This window comes from Nocardia amikacinitolerans (assembly GCF_900215415.1).
Taxonomy (GTDB): domain Bacteria; phylum Actinomycetota; class Actinomycetes; order Mycobacteriales; family Mycobacteriaceae; genus Nocardia; species Nocardia amikacinitolerans.
The window spans coordinates 344,906-362,624 of record NZ_OBEG01000001.1 but is presented as its reverse complement, the minus strand read 5'-3'; the positions used below and the strand labels follow the sequence as shown (position 1 = coordinate 362,624).

Annotated in this window: 17 protein-coding genes and 2 pseudogenes; 14 read left to right on the top strand and 5 right to left on the bottom strand. The window is 67.8% G+C overall.

The features are described 5' to 3' along the window. Window positions 1–14: 14 nt before the first annotated feature. The 9 genes and pseudogenes from CRP45_RS01760 to CRP45_RS01725 all read left to right on the top strand — a co-directional run bounded on the left by CRP45_RS01760 (window position 15) and on the right by CRP45_RS01725 (window position 7,652). On the top strand, window positions 15–419 hold the full coding sequence (locus CRP45_RS01760; RefSeq protein ID WP_097243503.1) for a group I truncated hemoglobin: 405 nt from the start codon (window positions 15–17) through the stop codon (window positions 417–419). 134 nt (window positions 420–553) lie between these two features. Beyond that, window positions 554–889, top strand: a complete 336-nt coding sequence (locus CRP45_RS32875) for a hypothetical protein (protein ID WP_101750175.1) — start codon at window positions 554–556, stop codon at window positions 887–889. A gap of 435 nt (window positions 890–1,324) precedes the next feature. After that, window positions 1,325–2,899, top strand: a complete 1,575-nt coding sequence (locus tag CRP45_RS01750; RefSeq protein WP_097243501.1) for an LVIVD repeat-containing protein — start codon at window positions 1,325–1,327, stop codon at window positions 2,897–2,899. Between the two features lie 44 nt (window positions 2,900–2,943). After that, window positions 2,944–3,579 (top strand): DUF305 domain-containing protein, encoded by a 636-nt coding sequence (locus CRP45_RS01745; protein ID WP_179830799.1) that lies wholly within the window; start codon window positions 2,944–2,946, stop codon window positions 3,577–3,579. A gap of 88 nt (window positions 3,580–3,667) precedes the next feature. Further along, window positions 3,668–4,393, top strand: coding sequence for a PaaI family thioesterase (locus CRP45_RS01740; protein WP_097243500.1), 726 nt, complete (start codon window positions 3,668–3,670; stop codon window positions 4,391–4,393). A gap of 703 nt (window positions 4,394–5,096) precedes the next feature. Continuing rightward, window positions 5,097–5,789: an outer membrane protein assembly factor BamB family protein gene (locus tag CRP45_RS34385; protein ID WP_097243499.1), complete on the top strand. Its 693-nt coding sequence runs from the start codon at window positions 5,097–5,099 to the stop codon at window positions 5,787–5,789. Then, a pseudogene (locus tag CRP45_RS35380) lies at window positions 5,681–6,022 on the top strand (outer membrane protein assembly factor BamB family protein); the annotation flags it as partial. The gene CRP45_RS34385 and the pseudogene CRP45_RS35380, both read left to right, overlap by 109 nt. A gap of 18 nt (window positions 6,023–6,040) precedes the next feature. Continuing rightward, window positions 6,041–6,286, top strand: coding sequence for an outer membrane protein assembly factor BamB family protein (locus CRP45_RS35375; RefSeq protein ID WP_483869970.1), 246 nt, complete (start codon window positions 6,041–6,043; stop codon window positions 6,284–6,286). A 703-nt stretch (window positions 6,287–6,989) separates the two neighbouring features. Continuing rightward, the gene (locus CRP45_RS01725; RefSeq protein ID WP_097243497.1) at window positions 6,990–7,652 is read left to right on the top strand and encodes a chymotrypsin family serine protease; all 663 of its coding nucleotides are present in this window, start codon (window positions 6,990–6,992) and stop codon (window positions 7,650–7,652) included. A gap of 24 nt (window positions 7,653–7,676) precedes the next feature. Here CRP45_RS01725 and CRP45_RS33605 read toward each other — a convergent pair whose 3' ends face one another. The 3 genes from CRP45_RS33605 to CRP45_RS01715 form a co-directional block, all read right to left on the bottom strand. Then, window positions 7,677–8,135, bottom strand: coding sequence for a Rieske 2Fe-2S domain-containing protein (locus CRP45_RS33605; RefSeq protein ID WP_245909823.1), 459 nt, complete (start codon window positions 8,133–8,135; stop codon window positions 7,677–7,679). After that, window positions 8,102–8,254: a hypothetical protein gene (locus tag CRP45_RS34380; protein WP_245909821.1), complete on the bottom strand. Its 153-nt coding sequence runs from the start codon at window positions 8,252–8,254 to the stop codon at window positions 8,102–8,104. The genes CRP45_RS33605 and CRP45_RS34380 overlap by 34 nt, the downstream gene beginning before the upstream one ends. A gap of 87 nt (window positions 8,255–8,341) precedes the next feature. Then, window positions 8,342–9,166: a tachylectin-related carbohydrate-binding protein gene (locus tag CRP45_RS01715; protein WP_097243496.1), complete on the bottom strand. Its 825-nt coding sequence runs from the start codon at window positions 9,164–9,166 to the stop codon at window positions 8,342–8,344. Window positions 9,167–9,391: 225 nt separating this feature from the next. Here CRP45_RS01715 and CRP45_RS01710 point away from each other — a divergent pair, with 225 nt between their 5' ends. Continuing rightward, a complete protein-coding gene (locus CRP45_RS01710; protein WP_097243495.1) occupies window positions 9,392–10,384 on the top strand; it encodes an NAD(P)H-quinone oxidoreductase in 993 nt (330 codons plus the stop codon). Window positions 10,385–10,423: 39 nt separating this feature from the next. Here the strand turns inward: CRP45_RS01710 and CRP45_RS01705 are convergent, their stop codons facing one another. Beyond that, window positions 10,424–11,005, bottom strand: a complete 582-nt coding sequence (locus CRP45_RS01705; RefSeq protein ID WP_067778526.1) for a TetR/AcrR family transcriptional regulator — start codon at window positions 11,003–11,005, stop codon at window positions 10,424–10,426. Window positions 11,006–11,112: 107 nt separating this feature from the next. Between CRP45_RS01705 and CRP45_RS35045 the strand changes: the two are divergent. The 4 genes and pseudogenes from CRP45_RS35045 (at window position 11,113) to CRP45_RS01685 (ending at window position 15,402) form a co-directional block, all read left to right on the top strand. Next, window positions 11,113–12,020: pseudogene (locus CRP45_RS35045) on the top strand (oxidoreductase). Window positions 12,021–12,036: 16 nt separating this feature from the next. Continuing rightward, window positions 12,037–12,750 carry a type 1 glutamine amidotransferase domain-containing protein gene (locus CRP45_RS01695; RefSeq protein ID WP_097243494.1) on the top strand — a complete coding sequence of 238 codons (714 nt, stop codon included), beginning with the start codon at window positions 12,037–12,039 and terminating at the stop codon, window positions 12,748–12,750. A 96-nt stretch (window positions 12,751–12,846) separates the two neighbouring features. Further along, on the top strand, window positions 12,847–13,764 hold the full coding sequence (locus CRP45_RS01690) for an acetoacetate decarboxylase family protein (RefSeq protein ID WP_097243493.1): 918 nt from the start codon (window positions 12,847–12,849) through the stop codon (window positions 13,762–13,764). Window positions 13,765–13,809: 45 nt separating this feature from the next. Then, a complete protein-coding gene (locus tag CRP45_RS01685) occupies window positions 13,810–15,402 on the top strand; it encodes a succinic semialdehyde dehydrogenase (RefSeq protein WP_097243492.1) in 1,593 nt (530 codons plus the stop codon). Between the two features lie 123 nt (window positions 15,403–15,525). Here CRP45_RS01685 and CRP45_RS01680 read toward each other — a convergent pair whose 3' ends face one another. After that, the gene (locus CRP45_RS01680; RefSeq protein WP_097243491.1) at window positions 15,526–17,706 is read right to left on the bottom strand and encodes a malate synthase G; all 2,181 of its coding nucleotides are present in this window, start codon (window positions 17,704–17,706) and stop codon (window positions 15,526–15,528) included. Window positions 17,707–17,719: the final 13 nt, after the last annotated feature.

Below are 17,719 nucleotides of genomic sequence, written 5' to 3'. Positions count from 1 at the left end.
CGGGTGTTGAAACGATGTCTGCCGCTTTCTCTTTCGAGCCCCCGTCACTACCGGGCGAGGCCGCGCCGATCTTCGAACGGATCGGCGGCCGCCAAGCCCTGGAGACAGTCGTCGAAGACTTCTACGCGCGCGTCCTCGCCGACGAGGAACTGCGCCCATTCTTCGCCGGCACCAACATGTCCCGCATGAAAGGTCGACAGGTCGAGTTCTTCGCCGCCACCCTCGGCGGACCCGATCCCTACATCGGCCCCCCGATGAAACAGGTACACCAAGGCCGCGGCATCACCCGGCATCATTTCGCCCTCGTGGCAGGCCATCTCACCGATGCACTGACCGCCGCGGGAGTGCCGCCGGAACTGGTTGCTCAAATCCTTGCCGCGGTGTCGTCGCTAGCCGATGACATCGCCTCGAATCCGTGATCGAACGACACACGATCCCATGGCGGGACCTTCGGCGCCCGTTTCCTGCGGGTCCGCCGAACTGTTCGTCTATCACCTTGTGCCACAACGCATTCCCAGCAGGGAGTGCCCTCACCTATTCAAGGAGCGCGATAATGCGTACTACCCTTCGCCTTGCCGCCGCCTCGGTCGCGGCGGCGAGCCTCGTCGGCACCGCAGCCGCCGCGACAGCCGAACCCAGCCCATCGCCGGTCGCGGCCCCCCAACCCGGAACCGGCTCGTCGGCCGTCGACTCCGGATCGGCGGCGGCCCGCTCGGCCGTGGACTTCCTCCAGCACGGCGACATCATCGGAATCATCGTCCTCCTCGGCGTCACCCCCTTCCAGATGCTGACCGGCGGCATCTGCGACCTCGCCACACTGTCGGCACTCCCGAACCCCTGCAGGCCGATGGCTCCCCGATACGCGACGACAAGTCCTGTCTCGAACTGAAACTCCGCGGCAGACCTTGTCTCCACCCACAAAGACGCAGCCTCCGACTCCCTCTCCCGCGACAAAACCGATAGCCCCCTGAACGTCGGGAACTGTCCCAGTGAACGCGATCACTGGGCCCGCAATCGAGATCCCCACCGACTGGGTCCGAGGCCCACCGCGACGATTCCGTTCAGCACGATTCCGCACCTGGAACCCGTACCAGCCCAGCGACAGAACCGAGCGATCACCGCGCGACCCAGTCCGCCGATTCAGCCAAGGAACAGCCATATAAACCCGCAACACCCACACGCGAGCCACAAACCGAACATTTGGGACTTCTCCCGAACCGGTTCCAGAAGTTACTGCCCGTTACTACCATGCAGTCAGATCGCGCCACTGTCCCAGCCAGATGGCGCGGCACGACCGCGAACAAGGAAGTAGGGGGTTGCGACGATGCACTCTCTGGTGCGCATGCGCCGAATCAGACCGCTCGCGCTGGTCACCGCGGCGGTCATCGCCGCGATGACGGTGCCCGGCAGCGCCTCGGCCGATCTGCAGTCCGACATCGCCACAGCCGTCCAGGAATTCCTCGATGTCGGCCGAAAGTCGGTGCCGCGCGCGGATTGCGGACCGGATTCGATGCCCGAACCCGGTCTCCAGGGCGACGTGCCCGCCGCCGATCGCGACAGCGGACGCAGCACGCTGGGCTATCGGTGCAACATGTCGATGGTCGGCCAATTCGCCGGGCGCGGAGCGGGTATCACCTCCACCAGCTTCGAACACTGCGCCTACATGGGCTCGTTCTTTCCCGGTGATCTGATCAGCGAAGGCCGCGGCGTCCAGGTGCTCGACGTCTCGGATCCGGCCAACCCGCGCCCGACGGTCACGCTCACCGAACCCGCCATGCTGGCGGGCACCTGGGAAAGCCTGAAGGTCAATGCCGAGCGCAAACTGCTGGTGGGAACCGGCGTCCCGGTCGGCATCGGCGTCGGTTATCTGTCTGTCTACGACATCTCCGATTGCGCGCACCCGCGCCTGCTCAATCCCGGCCCCGGCACCAATCTGGCGATGCCCCTGCCGATTACGACCCACGAGGGCGGCTTCTCCCCCGACGGACGCACCTACTGGGCCTCCGGCATCGCGCCCGGCTTCGTCAGCGCCGTCGATCTCACCGATCCGGCCAACCCGCGCGTCATCTGGCAGGGCTTGACCGGCATCGAAGCGCACGGCTTCGGCATCAGCCCCGACGGCAACCGCATGTATCTGTCCGCGCTGGGCGGTTTCACCGTGCTCGACATCAGCGCGGTGCAGCGGCGCGACCCGAACCCGCAGGTGCACCACATCGGCCGCACGTTCTGGACCGACGGCTGGGCGACCCAGCACAGCATCCCCGTCAGCTACGACGGCAAGCCCTATCTGTTCACCGTCGACGAAGGCGGTTCCGGCGGTGTGAAACTCATCGACGTCTCCGACGACACCGCACCCAAGGTCGCCAACAAACTGAAGCTCGAGATCAACCTGCCGCAGCATCTCGACGCCAATATCGGCTCCTCCATGGGCGGTTCGGCGTTCGCCTACGAATCGCACTACTGCGCCGCCGACCGCCAGGAGAATCCGACGGCGCTGGCCTGCGGGTGGATCTCCTCCGGAATCCGGGTCTTCGACGTGCGCGATCCGTTCGCGGTGCGCGAGATCGCCTACTTCAACCCGCCCGCGCGCACCGGACGCAATCTCGAGCTGTGGAACTCCCCGCACGCCTTGGCCTCGATCATCGGCGTCCCGCTGATGAGCGCACCGCCCGCCGCGCGCGCCGTGCTGGAGGGCCAGTTCAACCCGGCCGACGCCCTCACACCCCGCACCGGACGGCTCGCCTTCGGCGACGTCTCCACCGACTGGTGCTTCTCCCCGCCCGAATGGCGCGGCAACGACCTGTATGTCGCGTGCTCGGACAACGGGTTCATGGTGTTGCGGCTCGACGAGGCGGTGTACAGCCCGCCCGCCGACCAGCGTTCGATCGTCGGCTCGTGAACGACGGCGACGGAGCCGAGCCGCTGGGAGGTGGAGTCGTGACGATGCCGCGCGGGGTTCGAATCGCGGCGTTCGCCTCGGTCGCGCTGCTCCTGCTGGCGCTCGGGGCCGCACTGCGACCGCTGGCGCTACCCGAAAAGCACACGGCCGCACCGATACTCGACGCCGTCGAGATCGGCTTCGCGCAGGACATGACCGCGCACCACCAGCAAGCGCTGTTCATGAGCCAGCGCCTCGATCCGGCGTCGGCGCCGACCGTCCGCCGCGTCGCCGAGCAACTCGCCGACACCCAGCGCGTCGAGATCGGCACCATGCTCGGCTGGCTGCGTCTCGCCGAAGCGTCGCCGCTGTCGCCGCGACCGATGTCGTGGATGACCGATGTCGCTGCGTCGCACCGGCATTCAACGCATGAACCGGATGCGCCGATGCCCGGCATGGCCACAACGGCCGAACTCGACGCGCTCGCCGCGGCACGCGGGCGCGACGCGGAAATCCTGTTCCTGCGACTCATGATTCGCCACCACCAAGGCGGCATCGCGATGGCGCAGGCGGCGGACCGGCAGCTGACCGAAGGGCCGGTTAAGGAGGCGGCCCGCGCGATGATCCAGTCGCAAGGCCAAGAGGTGGGGGTGATGAGCCTGTTGCTGACCCAGCTCGGCGGCGAGCTGCTCCCCCGGTGACTCCCGGCCGCTGTCGGCACTGCCGGAGCCCCTCGGTATCGTCGGTGCCGATGGACGGCCGCGGCCGGGAGAGGGTTGGTGCGGGTAGATGATTCAGGTGGACGAGATCACCATTCCCGAACACATCCACGGATATCCGGACGTCGCCTTCGGCGGTTTCGTCGCCGGTGTGCTCGCGACCCGCTGCCCGGCGCCGACCGCGCGCGTCGACTTCCGCGCCAAGGTGCCGGTCGGCACACCGCTGGCGCTGACTTCCACCGCCGTGAACGGCACCGCGCTCACCGACGCGGAGGGCAAAGTTCTCGCCGAGATCGGCAGCGCGACTTTGTCCCTCGATATTCCGCCCGCGCCGAGCTGGTCCGAGGCCGAGGCTCTCACGACGAGCGTCCTCGCGTCGGGCGAACGTCCCGTCACCCACTGTTACGGCTGTGGCTCGGCGTGCGAGCCGGGCCGTGGGCTGCGCCTGTTCCCCGGGGTGCTGCCCGGCCGTGATCTCGCCGCCGCCGCATGGGTGCCGGACCCGGCGCTCGGCGCGGCGGACGGCGCCGTCACCATCGAAAACGTGTGGTCGGCGCTCGACTGCCCAGGCGGCCACGCCGCATTCCTGCTCTCCGGCATGCGCCGAGGCGCGGTCACCGCCGCCCTCACCGCGACCCTGCTGCGGCCGATCCGGGCGGGCGAGCCGCACATCGCGCACGCCTGGCCGATCGCACAGGACGGTCGCAAGTACACCGTTGGCGTCGCCCTGTCGACCGCGGCGGGCGAGCTGTGCGCGGTCTCCGAGGCGCTCTGGATCGAGCCGCGCGAGCTGTAGGCGATTCAGCCGCGCGCCCACCGGGCTGGACGGCCCCGGAAAAGGACGAACCCCCGGCCGTCAGGCCAGGGGTCCGCGTGCTCGATCAGCGCGAAATCACAGCGGAGGAAAACCCGCCGAACCCGTGGCCAGCCAATTCCAGAAGGCCGCCGCACGGTTGGTGATCAGGGCGACAATGTCGAGAACGGTGCTTCCCATACTTCCTTACCTCTCACATAAGTAAACACTTGCTGGCCTGGTTCTTTCGAGCCAGGTCAGAAGCAGTTTTCACGCTCCACGCTGAGCGCCGAGCACTGCCAGTGTGCCAACAGTGTGCCAACGCGCGGGAAGCCGCCCCCGACTACTTCGGCCGTCGCCCGGTGATCCCCGGTGTTTGGTTCAACGCAGCGGCGAGCAGCGCTGGCTCACACCGGAGCCCGCTGGAGCCGATGCCGCTGCCCCGCCCACCGTGCCCGGTTACGGCTACGGGTCGTGGATCGGCCGCCGCGCGCGATTCGAGATCCGCTCTGGGATCAGCAGGGGCCCGGTCCGGCTGGGCCGTAGACGTCGGCGGCAGGCGGTGCATTCTCACTCCGCACCTTATTTCTGCCAACGCAGACGACCAGATGTGCTCGGCCACAACCGATACCGCGACCAGAGGCCAGCACATACGATCCGCAGTGCACATTGGGCTTCACAGGTCGCCCGGCGGGGAGGATATGGGATGGATCAGGAGCAGTCCGGCGTCGATGGCCACAGCGGGCATGCCGCACCTGCGCAAGGCGGTGGCCCGCTGTCACCGCGCCGAACGCGCCGTCGAACCCTGATCGCGGCGGGACTTGGCGGGATCGGTGTGGGTGCGCTGGCCTCGGTCGGCGCGTTCACGATACCCGGTTTGGTGCGCGAGGATCCGGTGCCGGGGGTGGCTGGTCCCGCGAAAACGGGTTCGTGGAAGGTGATCTGGACGGCCTCCGCCTTTGCGCGCAGCGATAGGTACTGGAGCCCGCCGGCAGTCGCGGGTGGGCGTGTGTTCGTCACCGGATCCGATGACCGGCTTCGCGCGCTGGACGCCGCGAGCGGTGCGCAGGTGTGGAGCGCGCCGCTCGAAAAGCTCGGCCCGACGCTGAGACCACTGGGGCCCTTGGTCGTCGGCGACACCGTCATCGGTCTCGGCCGCCATCTCACCGCCTTCGACAGCACGACCGGGACACCGCGCTGGCACACCGACGACACCTCGGGGCTCGCGGGCCTGGCTGTCACCGCCGAACCGGCGACCGTTTACACCGCACGGGGCTGTCGGATCATCTCGCTGCCCTCGATGCCGCCACCGGCTCCGTGCGGTGGACGGTCCCGTTGCGCGCCGAGGCTTTCGCCGCCGGCGCCGGGGTCGTGGCGGCGATCGAAGCACGCGCGCTAGTAGTGGTCGATGCGGTGACCGGGACCCCGCGATGGCGCGCCGAGACCAAGGCAGTCCCGCTGAACGTGCACGTCTGCGGCGATCTCGTCATCGCGCTCGGCTACAGCGACGCCGAGGCGTTCGACCTCGCCACCGGCGCCCGGCTCTGGGCACGCGACGACATCCAAGGCGACTTCGCGACAGCATCGGGGGACTCGGTCTTCCTCGGCGGCAACACCAAACGCAGCGGCGTCGTCGGCTCCCCCACCGCTGTGCAGGCTCTCGATCGACGCACCGGGCGCACTCGATGGAAGTCCTCGGCTACGCCAGCGCCCCCGGTGGTCGCTGACGGGCAGGTGTACGTGGTATCGGCAAGAATGCTGCAAGCGCTCGACGCCGCCACCGGTGCACTCCGCGGGCAGTGCGAGATCGGCTCCGTCGAGAGCACAGTGACGATCGTCGACCGCACCGCCTACGTTTACGGCGGCGACGGTCAGGTCTACGCCGTCGCTGTGTAAGACCACCGCTGAGGGTGGCCACGGCTTTGGACGGTTCGCCGCAACTTGCAGACCAGCGCGCAGGCTATCGGCACTGCGCTGCGGCTCGGTCGAGAACTATCTCGCCGACGGCCTGGGACTCAGCGCGGACACGATAACCGAACTTCGAGCGAAGCTGGTGCGCTGACCCATCGACCGAGCAGGTGGCGCGGGCCCCGTGCCACCTGCCGGTCGACCGAAACTTGTCGGTGCGCGAATCTTCTCGATTCCTCGCGGGCGGTCACTTCTCCAGAGCGGCCGAGGCCGCCACCCACGCTGTGCCAGCCGCCGCCTCGCCGAGGATCGTCTCTGGGATCGGCGGACCACGCGATCCGCAGTCCAGGCAAGCGGGGGGCGACCGGTGCGGTGCCTGCATGGGCTCCCCGGCTGAGCCGCATCGCAGCCGGTCAGCGGCGAATCACGCGATTACCCGTTCCCCGCCACCGAGGGCCTCGAGTCCGGCAGAATTTCTCCGAGCGTGTCGTCGATCGTCTGCGCGGTCGGCCGTGTTGGGATGTGCGGGTGAGTTCCAGCCGTCCGCGGCAGTCGCCGACGTTCGCGCTGGTCGATACCGGTTTGCTCGACGACCGGACAAGCCTCCCCAGATGACCCTGCGGATCCAGGCCACCGACCTGGGTGCCGGGCCGACACCACACTCTGAGCATTGTCGAGAAAGGGGATATTCGTGAAGCTCGAGACCACCGTCTCCGCTGCACTCTGCGCGCTCGGCCTTGCCATCCTCCCCGCTGTCGAGGCCCACGCCGACGATCGCGTCATCGTCGGCCCGGGAACCTCCATCGGGCTTTGCACCATCGCCTCCGTCGGCAACGACCGCCACGGCAACCTGGTCGCGCTGACCGCCGGGCACTGCATGCGCGTTCCGAACCAGCGCGTGAGCGTCGGCGGCCGAGACGTCGGGTTCTTCGCGGCGTGGTCGAGCAAGTGGCCTTCGGCGCCCTTCCTGGAGGACGCCCAGCTCGACTACGCGGTGATCCAGCTCGACCCCAAGATCGTCAAGCCCACCAACCTCACCCCGGCGGGCAGGCGCGTCGACCGCATCACGACTCAGCTCGATCCCAAACAGCTGCTGTGCAAGTACGGCCAGGTCACCGAGCACACCTGCGGCAACATGCTCGAACGCGACGGCAACGCGGTGCGGTCCTGGCAGCTGGTCTTTCCTGGCGATTCCGGTGGTCCGGCCTACGCGGGCTCGGCGCTGGTGGGCATCGCCTCCTCGATCAACCTGATGCGTATCTGGGCGCCCATCCAGTTCACCGGAATCAGCGGCGTGCTGGCGGACCTCGCGGCCCAGGGTGGCGTCGGCGCCGGCTTCACCCCGATCCATTAGACGGCGCGGGATCGAGACACCGGCTCACCGATGCTCGTCGTGCTGGTCGGGCAAGCGGCGACGTTCGAGAGGCCGGATCGCCGGGCCATGGATGACAGCGCCGTCGATGCCGAAGCGTGAGCCGTGGCACGGGCACTCCCAGGCCCGTTCGGCGTCGTTGAACGCGACGAGGCAACCGAGATGTGTGCAGGTCGCCGAGACCGCGTGCGGCGTTCCAGCGTTGTCACGAAACACCGCGCACCGCTGCCCGGCCACCCGTACGACCGCACCGGTCCCGGGTGCGATGTCCGCTACCGAGTCGACGTGCGAGCTGCGAAGCCGGTCGCCGATGAAGTGTTTCGCGACCTTGGACTGAGCTTTCAGCAGAGGACCGGCTTCGGCCATCAGATGCAGCCGCCGCGGGTCGTACAGATCCGTCCACGGCGGCGGATCGCCGGTTATCAAGCCGGTCAGCAGCCGGGCGGCGAGCACGCCGTTGCCCACGCCGTGCACAACCCGGCGATCCCGCCGCCGACGACGGCCACATCCACGGCCGTGTCCGCGACCAGAGGTGGGTACGCGGTCGCGTCGGTGGAATCCATCCAGAACGATTCGTCGATCACCCCAGGGATCACACCGCCCGCATACCCTCGGCAACCCCACCCAATCCCACCCGCCGCTGACAGGCTCGTGGTTGGAGCGACGAAGTCTCAGGACGGCCCGATCATCGCTCCGGGGAAGACGGCGTCACGAAAACCGCCGCCGACTTTCCCGCCTCCGCCTCCTGCGGTCCAGCTCGGCTCCCCCGTCTGCCAACCGTCGTGTCGGTACCACTCCAGGTCGTCGTTTCCGTCGATGCGGTAGATCTGGCCGCTGCCGTCGTAGGAGCCGAACACCCTGCGGTACGCATCCCAGCCGCTGCCGACCCGTCGACCGCCCGCACTCGCGGTCCAGGTGGGCGATCCGTCGATCCAGCCGTCATGGCGGTACCAGTCCATCTCACCGTCGGCCGTGATCCCGTAGATGACGCCGCGGCCGATCGAGAACACTTTCGGATACACGCCCCACCCGGCGCCGACGCGCCGACCGCCCGCACCCCCGGTCCACGACGGCGACCCGTCGGTCCACCCGTCGTGGCGATGCCAATACAGATCACCCTCGGGCGTGATCCCGTAGATGACGAAACCGTTGGGCTGCCCCGCCACCACCCGGGTACCACCCGCGAACACCTGGGCATACGCATTCCAGCCGCTCCCTACGAGACGGCCGCCATCCCCCGCCGTCCAGGTCGCGGTACCGTCCTCGAACCCCTCGTGGCTGTACCAGTGCAGATCCCCCGCCGGCGTGACCGCGTAGATGATCCCCTGCGCTCCGCCGCAGAAAACGGAGCTGTAGGCATCCCAGCCGGAACCGACGGTCACCCCTCCACCGAGCCCCGTCCAGGCGTTCGTGCCGTCCGATACTCCGTCGTGACGAGCCCACTGCAAGCGTCCGTCGGGCTTGACCCAGTAGAAGATTTGACCGATATCACTCATCGGTCCTCCATTCGGTTGCCGATTGGGGAACGCGGAGCTGCCAGTCAGCCGAAGTATTCCACGTGGGCCGAGGTGCCACGGTAATTCGACGGCATCCGTCGGCGACCGTGATTTCGCGGCGCCGACCGCTGGGGCAGTGATATCGATAACCAATATGTTGACGCCGCTTACACTAAGGTAGTGTAAGCACTGTACACATTATGCCCGTCGAAAGGGAAAACTGGGATGTACGCGGTGACGCTCGACAGCTTCGGTGGACCGGAGGTCATGAAATGGGCCCGGGTGGACGACCTGCCCGCCCCCGGCCCTGGCGAAGTGGCCATCGACGTGGTGGCCGCGGGGGTGAATCGCGCCGACGTCATGCAACGCTACGGCCTCTACCCGCCGCCGCCCGGCGCGAGCGAAATCCTTGGCCTGGAGGTTTCCGGTTTCGTCGCCGAAGTCGGTGCGGGCGTGGCGGATTGGCAGCCCGGCGACGCCGTGTGCGCGCTGTTGGCAGGCGGCGGCTACGCCGAACGGGTGAACGTACCCGCCACTCAACTGCTTCCGGTGCCCGAGGGCGTGAGCACGACCGCAGCGGCAGCGCTGCCCGAGGCCGCCGCTACCGTCTGGTCGAATCTGGTGATGACCGCGGGTCTGCGCAGTGGACACGCGCTGCTGATTCACGGCGGCGGCAGCGGAATCGGCACGCACGCGATTCAAGTCGGCCGAGCGCTCGGCGCTCATGTAGCGGTGACGGCGGGATCGCAATTCAAGCTGGAGCGGGCCAGGGAACTAGGGGCCACCACATTGATCAACTATCGCGAACAGGATTTCGCGGATGTCATGACCACCGAGTATTCCGGTGCCGACGTCATTCTCGACATCATGGGCGCCGGCTATCTGCAGCGGAATGTGCAGGCCCTGGCCGAGGACGGCCACCTGACGATCATCGGATTGCAGGACGGGGCAACCGCGGAACTGAATCTCGGTCTGCTGCTGTTCAAACGCGGCTCCGTCCACGCGACGAACCTGCGTCGCCGCCCGGAACGCGGTCCCGGATCGAAGGCCGAGATCATCGCCGAACTGCGGGAGCATGTGTGGCCGTTGATTTCCCAAGGAAAGGTCGTGCCGGTCGTTTCCGCCGAAGTCCCCATCACCGACGTCGCCGAGGCGCACCCGTTGCTGGACTCCGCCGAGACCGTCGGCAAGGTGGTGCTCACGGTTCGCGAGCCCTGACCCGGCACGCCGCCCGATCCGCCGCACCTCGGGTAGCCATTACCCGACCCAGGGTCCGAGTATCGCGTAGACCGCGGTGCGAATCCGATCGGCAACCGCCTCGGCGGGCGCGGCCTCGAACTTGCCGTCCATGTGCAGGAAGGCGAGACCGTGCACAAGCGCCCACACCGCCGTGGCCATCCCTTCCGTATCGGCGGTGGGAAATGCTTGCCGCACAATGGCTTTGAGGTACTCGTTGATCGCATCCACCGCGGCAACCCGCTCGGAGCTGGTCGGATCACAGCCCTCGGCGAACATCACCCGGAACAGCCCCGGCCGCGTCAGCGCGAATTGGACGTAGGCGACCGCGGTGGCGGCGAGCCCTTCCTTCGTGGCCGGTTCGGGATGCGCCGCGGCCAGATGCGCGGCCAGCTCGCGGTAGCCCACCGCCGCGACGGCGGACAACAGGGCATTGCGGTCGGCGAAGTGACGATATGGCGCCGCGGTGGACACACCGGCTCGCCGGGCTGCCGCGCGGAGCGACAGCTCGGTCGCGCCGCCTTCCTCGAGGAGCTCCACGGCGGCGCGCACCAGCGCATTGGGTAGATCGCCGTGGTGATACGACGTGGTCGACGTTGCCATGGCTACAACCTAACAAGTGTTGACAGCGCTTACATACACCTTCTAATGTTAGCGCCGCGCTCACAATGTGAACGATGTAAACATTTCCGATCGAAGGGAGACTCCCGATGTCGAGTGGTTCCGCGGCGGACGAGCTGTTCTCGCCCCTCCAGCTGCGATCCGGCCAGGTATTGCGCAACCGGATCGCGAAGGCGGCCATGGAAGAGGGGATGGCAGGGCGGGCGCAGCTGCCCGACGACCGCCTGATCTCGCTTTATCGGCGTTGGGGCGCCGGCGGTGCTGGCCTGTTGATCACGGGAAACGTGATGGTGCACGCCGAGGCGCTGACCGGCCCGGGCGGCATCGTCCTCGACGCCGAGGCGCCGCTGGAGCCGTTCGCGGCGTGGGCGCAGGCGGGGAAGGCCGCCTGGGCCGCCACTCCAAGCGATTCGGGCGACCGATCGCGATGACCCCCGAGCAGATCGCCGCCACCATCACGCGCTTCGCCACCACCGCACGACGGGCCGAGCAGGCCGGGTTCGACGGGGTGGAAGTACATGCCGCGCACGGCTATCTGCTGTCGCAGTTCCTTTCTCCCCTGGTCAACAATCGCACCGAACTGGCCGCCGAACTGGCCGAAACCAGCGCGCTGCCCCTGATGCTCACCGGCGGAATCTCCCGCCGCGAAACAGCCGAACGCGTACTGGAGAACAATGTCGCGGTGATCGGCATGGGAACGGCGCTCGCGGCTACCCCGGATCTACCGAACCGTTGGCGTGAGGGTTCGGCGGCGACCGGAACCCTGAAGCCTGTGACCTGGTCGGACAAGTCGCTCGCCGCTCTCGCCGAAATGGCGCGCGTCCGCTATCAGATGCGCCGAATGGCCGCCGGGAACAATCCCGCACTCGGTGTCCACCCGGCGTTCGCCCTGAGCGCAGACCAATTGGTACAGGGTCGCGCGCTGCGGCGCTACACACGATGGCTGGCGTCGAAGGAGCTACAGGAGATCGAAAACCCGAGCGCGGCGGTGCTCTGAAGACAGGAGGAAGAAGATGACGAAGGTTCTGTTCGTGATCTCGGCAGCGGACCGGTGGACGCTGAACGACGGCACGGTGCATCCGTCGGGTTTCTGGGCCGAAGAGGTCGCGGTCCCGCACCGCATCTTCGCCGAGGCGGGCTGGGACATCACGGTCGCGACCCCGGGCGGCAAGGCGCCGACGCTCGATCAGCTCAGCCTGGGCATCGCCGGTGGAATGCCGCGGAAGCGTCGTGACGTCAAGCGCTACCTCGACGACATCGAAACCACCCTCGCCACCCCGGTGCCCCTGGACACCGTCGATGCGGACGCGTTCGACGTGGTGTTCTACCCCGGCGGCCACGGCCCCATGGAGGACTTGGCCTACGACCAGACCTCCGGCGCGCTGCTGGCCCACCGGCTGGCCTCCGGCAAGCCACTCGCGCTGTTGTGCCACGCGCCCGCGGCGATCCTGGCCGCGACCACACCCGACGGGACCTCACCCTTCGCCGGTTACCGGATGACCGGGCTGTCCAATCGGGAGGAACTGCTCAACCGGTTCGCCAGGAAGGCGCCGTGGCTGCTGGAGGACCGGTTGAAGCAGGCGGGCGTCGAATACTCCAAAGCGCTGATTCCGTTGCGGCCCCACATCGTGGTCGACCGCAATCTGTACACCGGACAGAACCCGCAGTCCTCGGAGCGACTGGCCGAGCGGCTCGTCACCGACCTGGGCGCCCAGCCCGCCAAGTGAGTTCCGCCGCAGCCTTCGACCATTGTTGACAGCGCTTACATCCCCGATTAGCCTGATGTTAGCACTGCGCACATTTGAGCGAGGGAGCTGCAGCACATGCCATCGACCTACCAGGAAACCGTCGTGGTCGACCTGGGTGGCCACGTGGTCACCGTTCCGAAAGGCGGCCTGTACGACCGGTACCGGATGAACACCGACCTCGACGAGGTCGCCCGCGATCCCCGGGTCAGCAGCGTGGATTTCTTTCGGCGGATGCCCAAGACGATGGTCGATTCGCGCATCGGTCCTACGCTGACGCCGAACTTCTACTACCGCATCTCGACCGCCCGGCTCACGATGCTGGCGCGCTCGCGGGCGATCCGTTCGCGCCTGCCCGAGGAGTTGGCGCCGCTCGAGGTCGCGCCGGGCTTCGGGCTGGTGTCGGTGATGTTCTTCCGCTACGAGGTGTGCGACATCGACTTCTACACCGAAGCCGCCGTCGGCATCGCCGTGCGACCGGCACGGCACGGGCGCCTCGGGTTCTTCGATCTGGCGACCGGCCTGGCCAACGACCATCTGCACTCCTATGTGCTGTCGCTGCCGGTCAGCACCGATATCGCCCAGGTGCGCGGCCACGACGGCTACGGGTTCCCCAAGTGGGTCACCGGTGTCGATGTCGACATCGACACCGACCGGACCACCGCACGGGTGACCAACGACGCGGGCGAGACGGACCTGGCGCTGTCGGCGGCCACACCCGCCCAGACCGCCCACCCGACCGGCGAACACGTCTCCTCACTCACCTCCTACACCACCATCGACGGCGCCTGGCATTCGACCCTGAGCCAGATCAACGTGCTCTCGGCCGGAACCGCACGCTTCCCGCGCAACATCGACCTCCAGATCGGGCAGGGCCGCATGGCCGAGGACCTGCGATCGCTCGACCCGATCAAAACCGTCCGCCTCGACGTCACCACCGAAGGCCAACTCGCCCTGCACATGCCGGTTCCGACCTCGATCCGAAGCCGGAACTAGGGCCGCGAGAACGACTTCCACCCCACAACTCCACGGAGCCCCGCCATGCCCACCGATCACGCACCCACCCTGGCCCGAGGCTCGGGCCTGCCCGCATCATTGAACCCTGCCCTGATCGAGCGCCTGACCGCTCGAGTGACCGCCACCGCGGACGCCGAACGGGTCACCACCAACGCCCCCTACACCGGCGCCCCATTGGCCGACCTGCCCGTCTCGACGCCCGCGGACGTCGAGACCGCGTTCCAGCGGGCCCGCGACGCCCAGGCAGCCTGGGCCGCCACATCCATGCGTGAGCGACAGAGGATCATGCTGCGTTTCCACGATCTCCTGCTCGACCGGCAGAACGAGGTCTTGGACCTGATGCAGGCCGAGAGCGGCAAGACCCGCCGCGACGCGTTCCTCGAAGTGACCGACATCGCGATCACCGCCAGGTACTACGCGCGGAGCGCGGCGAAACTCCTCGCGCCCAAACGCCGCCGCGGCGCGATCCCGCTGCTGACCCACACCACCGAACTGCGCCACCCCAAGGGCGTCGTCGCGGTCGTATCACCGTGGAACTACCCGCTGAGCATGGCTGCGGGCGACGCCATTCCGGCGCTCATGGCAGGCAACGCCGTCGTGCAGAAGCCCGACACCCAGACCGCACTCACCGCGCTGTGGGCACTCGACCTGATGCGCGAGGCGGGTTTGCCGACCGGCGTGTGGCAGATGGTGGTCGGGCGGGGCAGCTCCATCGGCGGCGCGCTGATGGACAACGCCGACTACTTGATGTTCACCGGGTCCACCGCCAGCGGACGGCAGATCGCTCGCGACGCCGGGCAACGTCTCATCGGTGCCTCTCTGGAACTCGGCGGCAAGAACGCCATGCTCGTCCTCGACGACGCCGACATCGATCGCGCCGCCGAGGGCGCGATCGCCGCGTGCTTCCCCTCGACCGGCCAGCTCTGCGTTTCCATCGAGCGCATGTACGTGGCCGAAGCCATTCGCGACGAATTCGTCGCCGCGTTCGTCGCCCGCACCCGGAAACTTCAGATCGGCGCCGCCTACGACTTCAGCCGCGTCGTCGGAAGTCTCACCAACCCGGCCCAATTGGAGACGGTCACCGCGCACGTCGAGGACGCCGTTGCCAAGGGCGCGACCGTCCTCGCGGGCGGCAAGGCGCGACCGGATCTCGGTCCTCTCTTCTACGAACCGACGATCCTCACCGACGTCACCCCCGACATGACGCTGTACGACCACGAGACCTTCGGCCCGGTCGTCTCGATCTACCCGTACCGCGACCTCGACGACGCGATCGCGCGGGCCAACGCCACGCCGTACGGTCTGAACGCCAGCGTCTGGACCCGCGACGGCGCCAAGGGCAGGGCCGTCGCCGCCCGGCTGCACGCGGGCACAGTCAACGTCAACGACGCCTTCGCCGCCGCGTGGGGCAGCGTCGACGCACCGATGGGCGGCATGGGCGACTCGGGACTCGGTCGCCGCCATGGCGCCGACGGCATTCTCAAGTACACCGAGCCGCAAACGGTTGCCCACCAACGCATTCAGGGCTTCACCCCGCCGGCGGGCGTCTCGCATCGAGCCTGGGCCGCCCTCCTGACCGGGATGCTGAAGATCCTGAAGGGCGTCGGCGCTCGCTGAGGGCACAACCGCCCGGCGAACGCCGCATTCCGTGACACGAAGGCGTAATTGCGCGCCGCCCCGCCAAAAGACGAATCCCCCGGTCGACTCGATCGACCGGGGGATTCGTTGTCGCTCAGCGCATTACACGCAAGCCAGCGCCTTGGCCTCGCGGCGGCGGCGGTGCAGGATCGGCTCGGTGTAGCCGTTGGGCTGCTTGGTGCCCTCCAGGATCAGTTCCTTGGCGGCCTGGAAAGCGATGCTGCCCGCGAAGTCGGCGGCCATCGGGCGGTAGTTCGGGTCGCCCGCGTTCTGCCGGTCGACGACCGGGGCCATCCGCTCCAGGCTGGCCACCACCTCGTCGGCGGTGACGATGCCGTGGCGCAGCCAGTTCGCCATCAGCTGGCTCGAGATGCGCAGGGTCGCACGGTCTTCCATCAGCGCGACGTCCTTGATGTCGGGCACCTTGGAGCAGCCGACGCCCTGGTCGATCCAGCGCACGACGTAGCCGAGGATGGACTGCGAGTTGTTGTCCAGCTCCTGCTGCTTCTCCTCCGCGGTCCAGTTCGGCGCCGCGGCGAGCGGGATCTCCAGGATCTGGTCGACGGTGGCGCGGCGACCGCCCTTGGCGATCTCGGCCTGCCGCTTGAACACGTCCACCAGGTGGTAGTGGGTGGCGTGCAGGGTGGCGGCGGTCGGCGAGGGCACCCACGCGGTGTTGGCGCCCGCCTTCGGGTGGCCGACCTTCTGGACCAGCATGTCGGCCATCAGGTCCGGCATGGCCCACATGCCCTTGCCGATCTGCGCCTTGCCGGGCAGGCCCGCGTCCAGACCGGTGTCGACGTTCCAGTCCTCGTAGGACAGGATCCACTGCTGGGCCTTCATGTCGGCCTTGCGGACCATCGGCCCGGCCTCCATGGAGGTGTGGATCTCGTCGCCGGTGCGGTCGAGGAAGCCGGTGTTGATGAACACCACACGCTCCTTGGCGGCCTGGATGCAGGCCTTCAGGTTCACCGTGGTGCGGCGCTCCTCGTCCATGATGCCGACCTTGAGCGTGTTGCGGTCCAGGCCGATGACGTCCTCGATACGACCGAACAGCTCGTTGGTGAAGGCGACCTCGTCGGGGCCGTGCATCTTCGGCTTCACGATGTAGACCGAGCCGGTGCGGCTGTTCTTCAACTCGGTGTCGCCGTTGAGCGAGTGCTTGGCGATCAGCGAGGTGATCAGGCCGTCCATGATGCCCTCGGGCACTTCGTTGCCGTCCTTGTCGAGGATGGCGTCGGAGGTCATCAGGTGGCCGACGTTGCGCACGAACAGCAGCGAGCGGCCGTGCAGCACCAGTTCGGAACCGTCCAACGCGGTGTAGACGCGGTCCGGGTTCATGGTGCGGGTGAAGGTCTTGCCGCCCTTGGCGACCTCTTCGGCCAGCGTGCCCTTCATCAGGCCGAGCCAGTTGTGGTAGCAGAGCACCTTGTCCTCGGCGTCGACCGCCGCGACCGAGTCCTCGAAGTCCATGATCGTGGTGACCGCGGACTCCAGCACGACGTCCTTGACACCCGCGGTGTCGGTGCTGCCGATCGGCGACTCCGGGTCGATCTGGATCTCGATGTGCAGGCCGTTGTGCTTCAGCAGCACCGAGGTGGGCGAGGCCGGGTCACCGAGGTAACCGACCAGCTGCGAGGGGTCGGCCAGACCGATCTCGGTGCCGTCCTCGAGACCGACCTCCAGCTCGCCGTCGACGATCTTGTACGAGGTGGAGCCGATGTGCGAACCGGTGATCAGGGTGACGGCGTCGTCGAGGAAGTTGCGCGCCCACTCGATGACCTTGTCGCCGCGCACCTTGTTGTAGCCGGTGCCCTTCTCCGCGCCGTTGGCCTCGGAGATGGCGTCGGTGCCGTAGAGCGCGTCGTAGAGCGAGCCCCAGCGCGCGTTGGCCGCGTTGATCGCGAAGCGCGCGTTCATCACAGGAACCACCAGCTGCGGACCGGCCGTCGACGCGATCTCGGCGTCCACGTTCTGGGTCTCGATCTGGAAGTCGGCGGGCTCGGGGCGCAGGTAGCCGATCTCGGTCAGGAAGTTCTTGTAGGCGGCCTTGTCGTAGTTCGCGCCCGGGTTCTCCGCGTGCCAGGCGTCGAGCTTGCCCTGGATCTCGTCGCGCTCGGCCAGCAGGGCGCGGTTACGCGGAGCGAGATCGTTGATCACCTGCTCGGCGCCAGCCCAGAACGCGGCGGAATCTACGCCGGTACCGGGAAGCGCCTCGTTCTCGACGAACTCGTGGAGAACGCTGGCCACCTGGAGCCCGCCGACCTGAATCCGCTCTGTCATCTACTGCCTCACT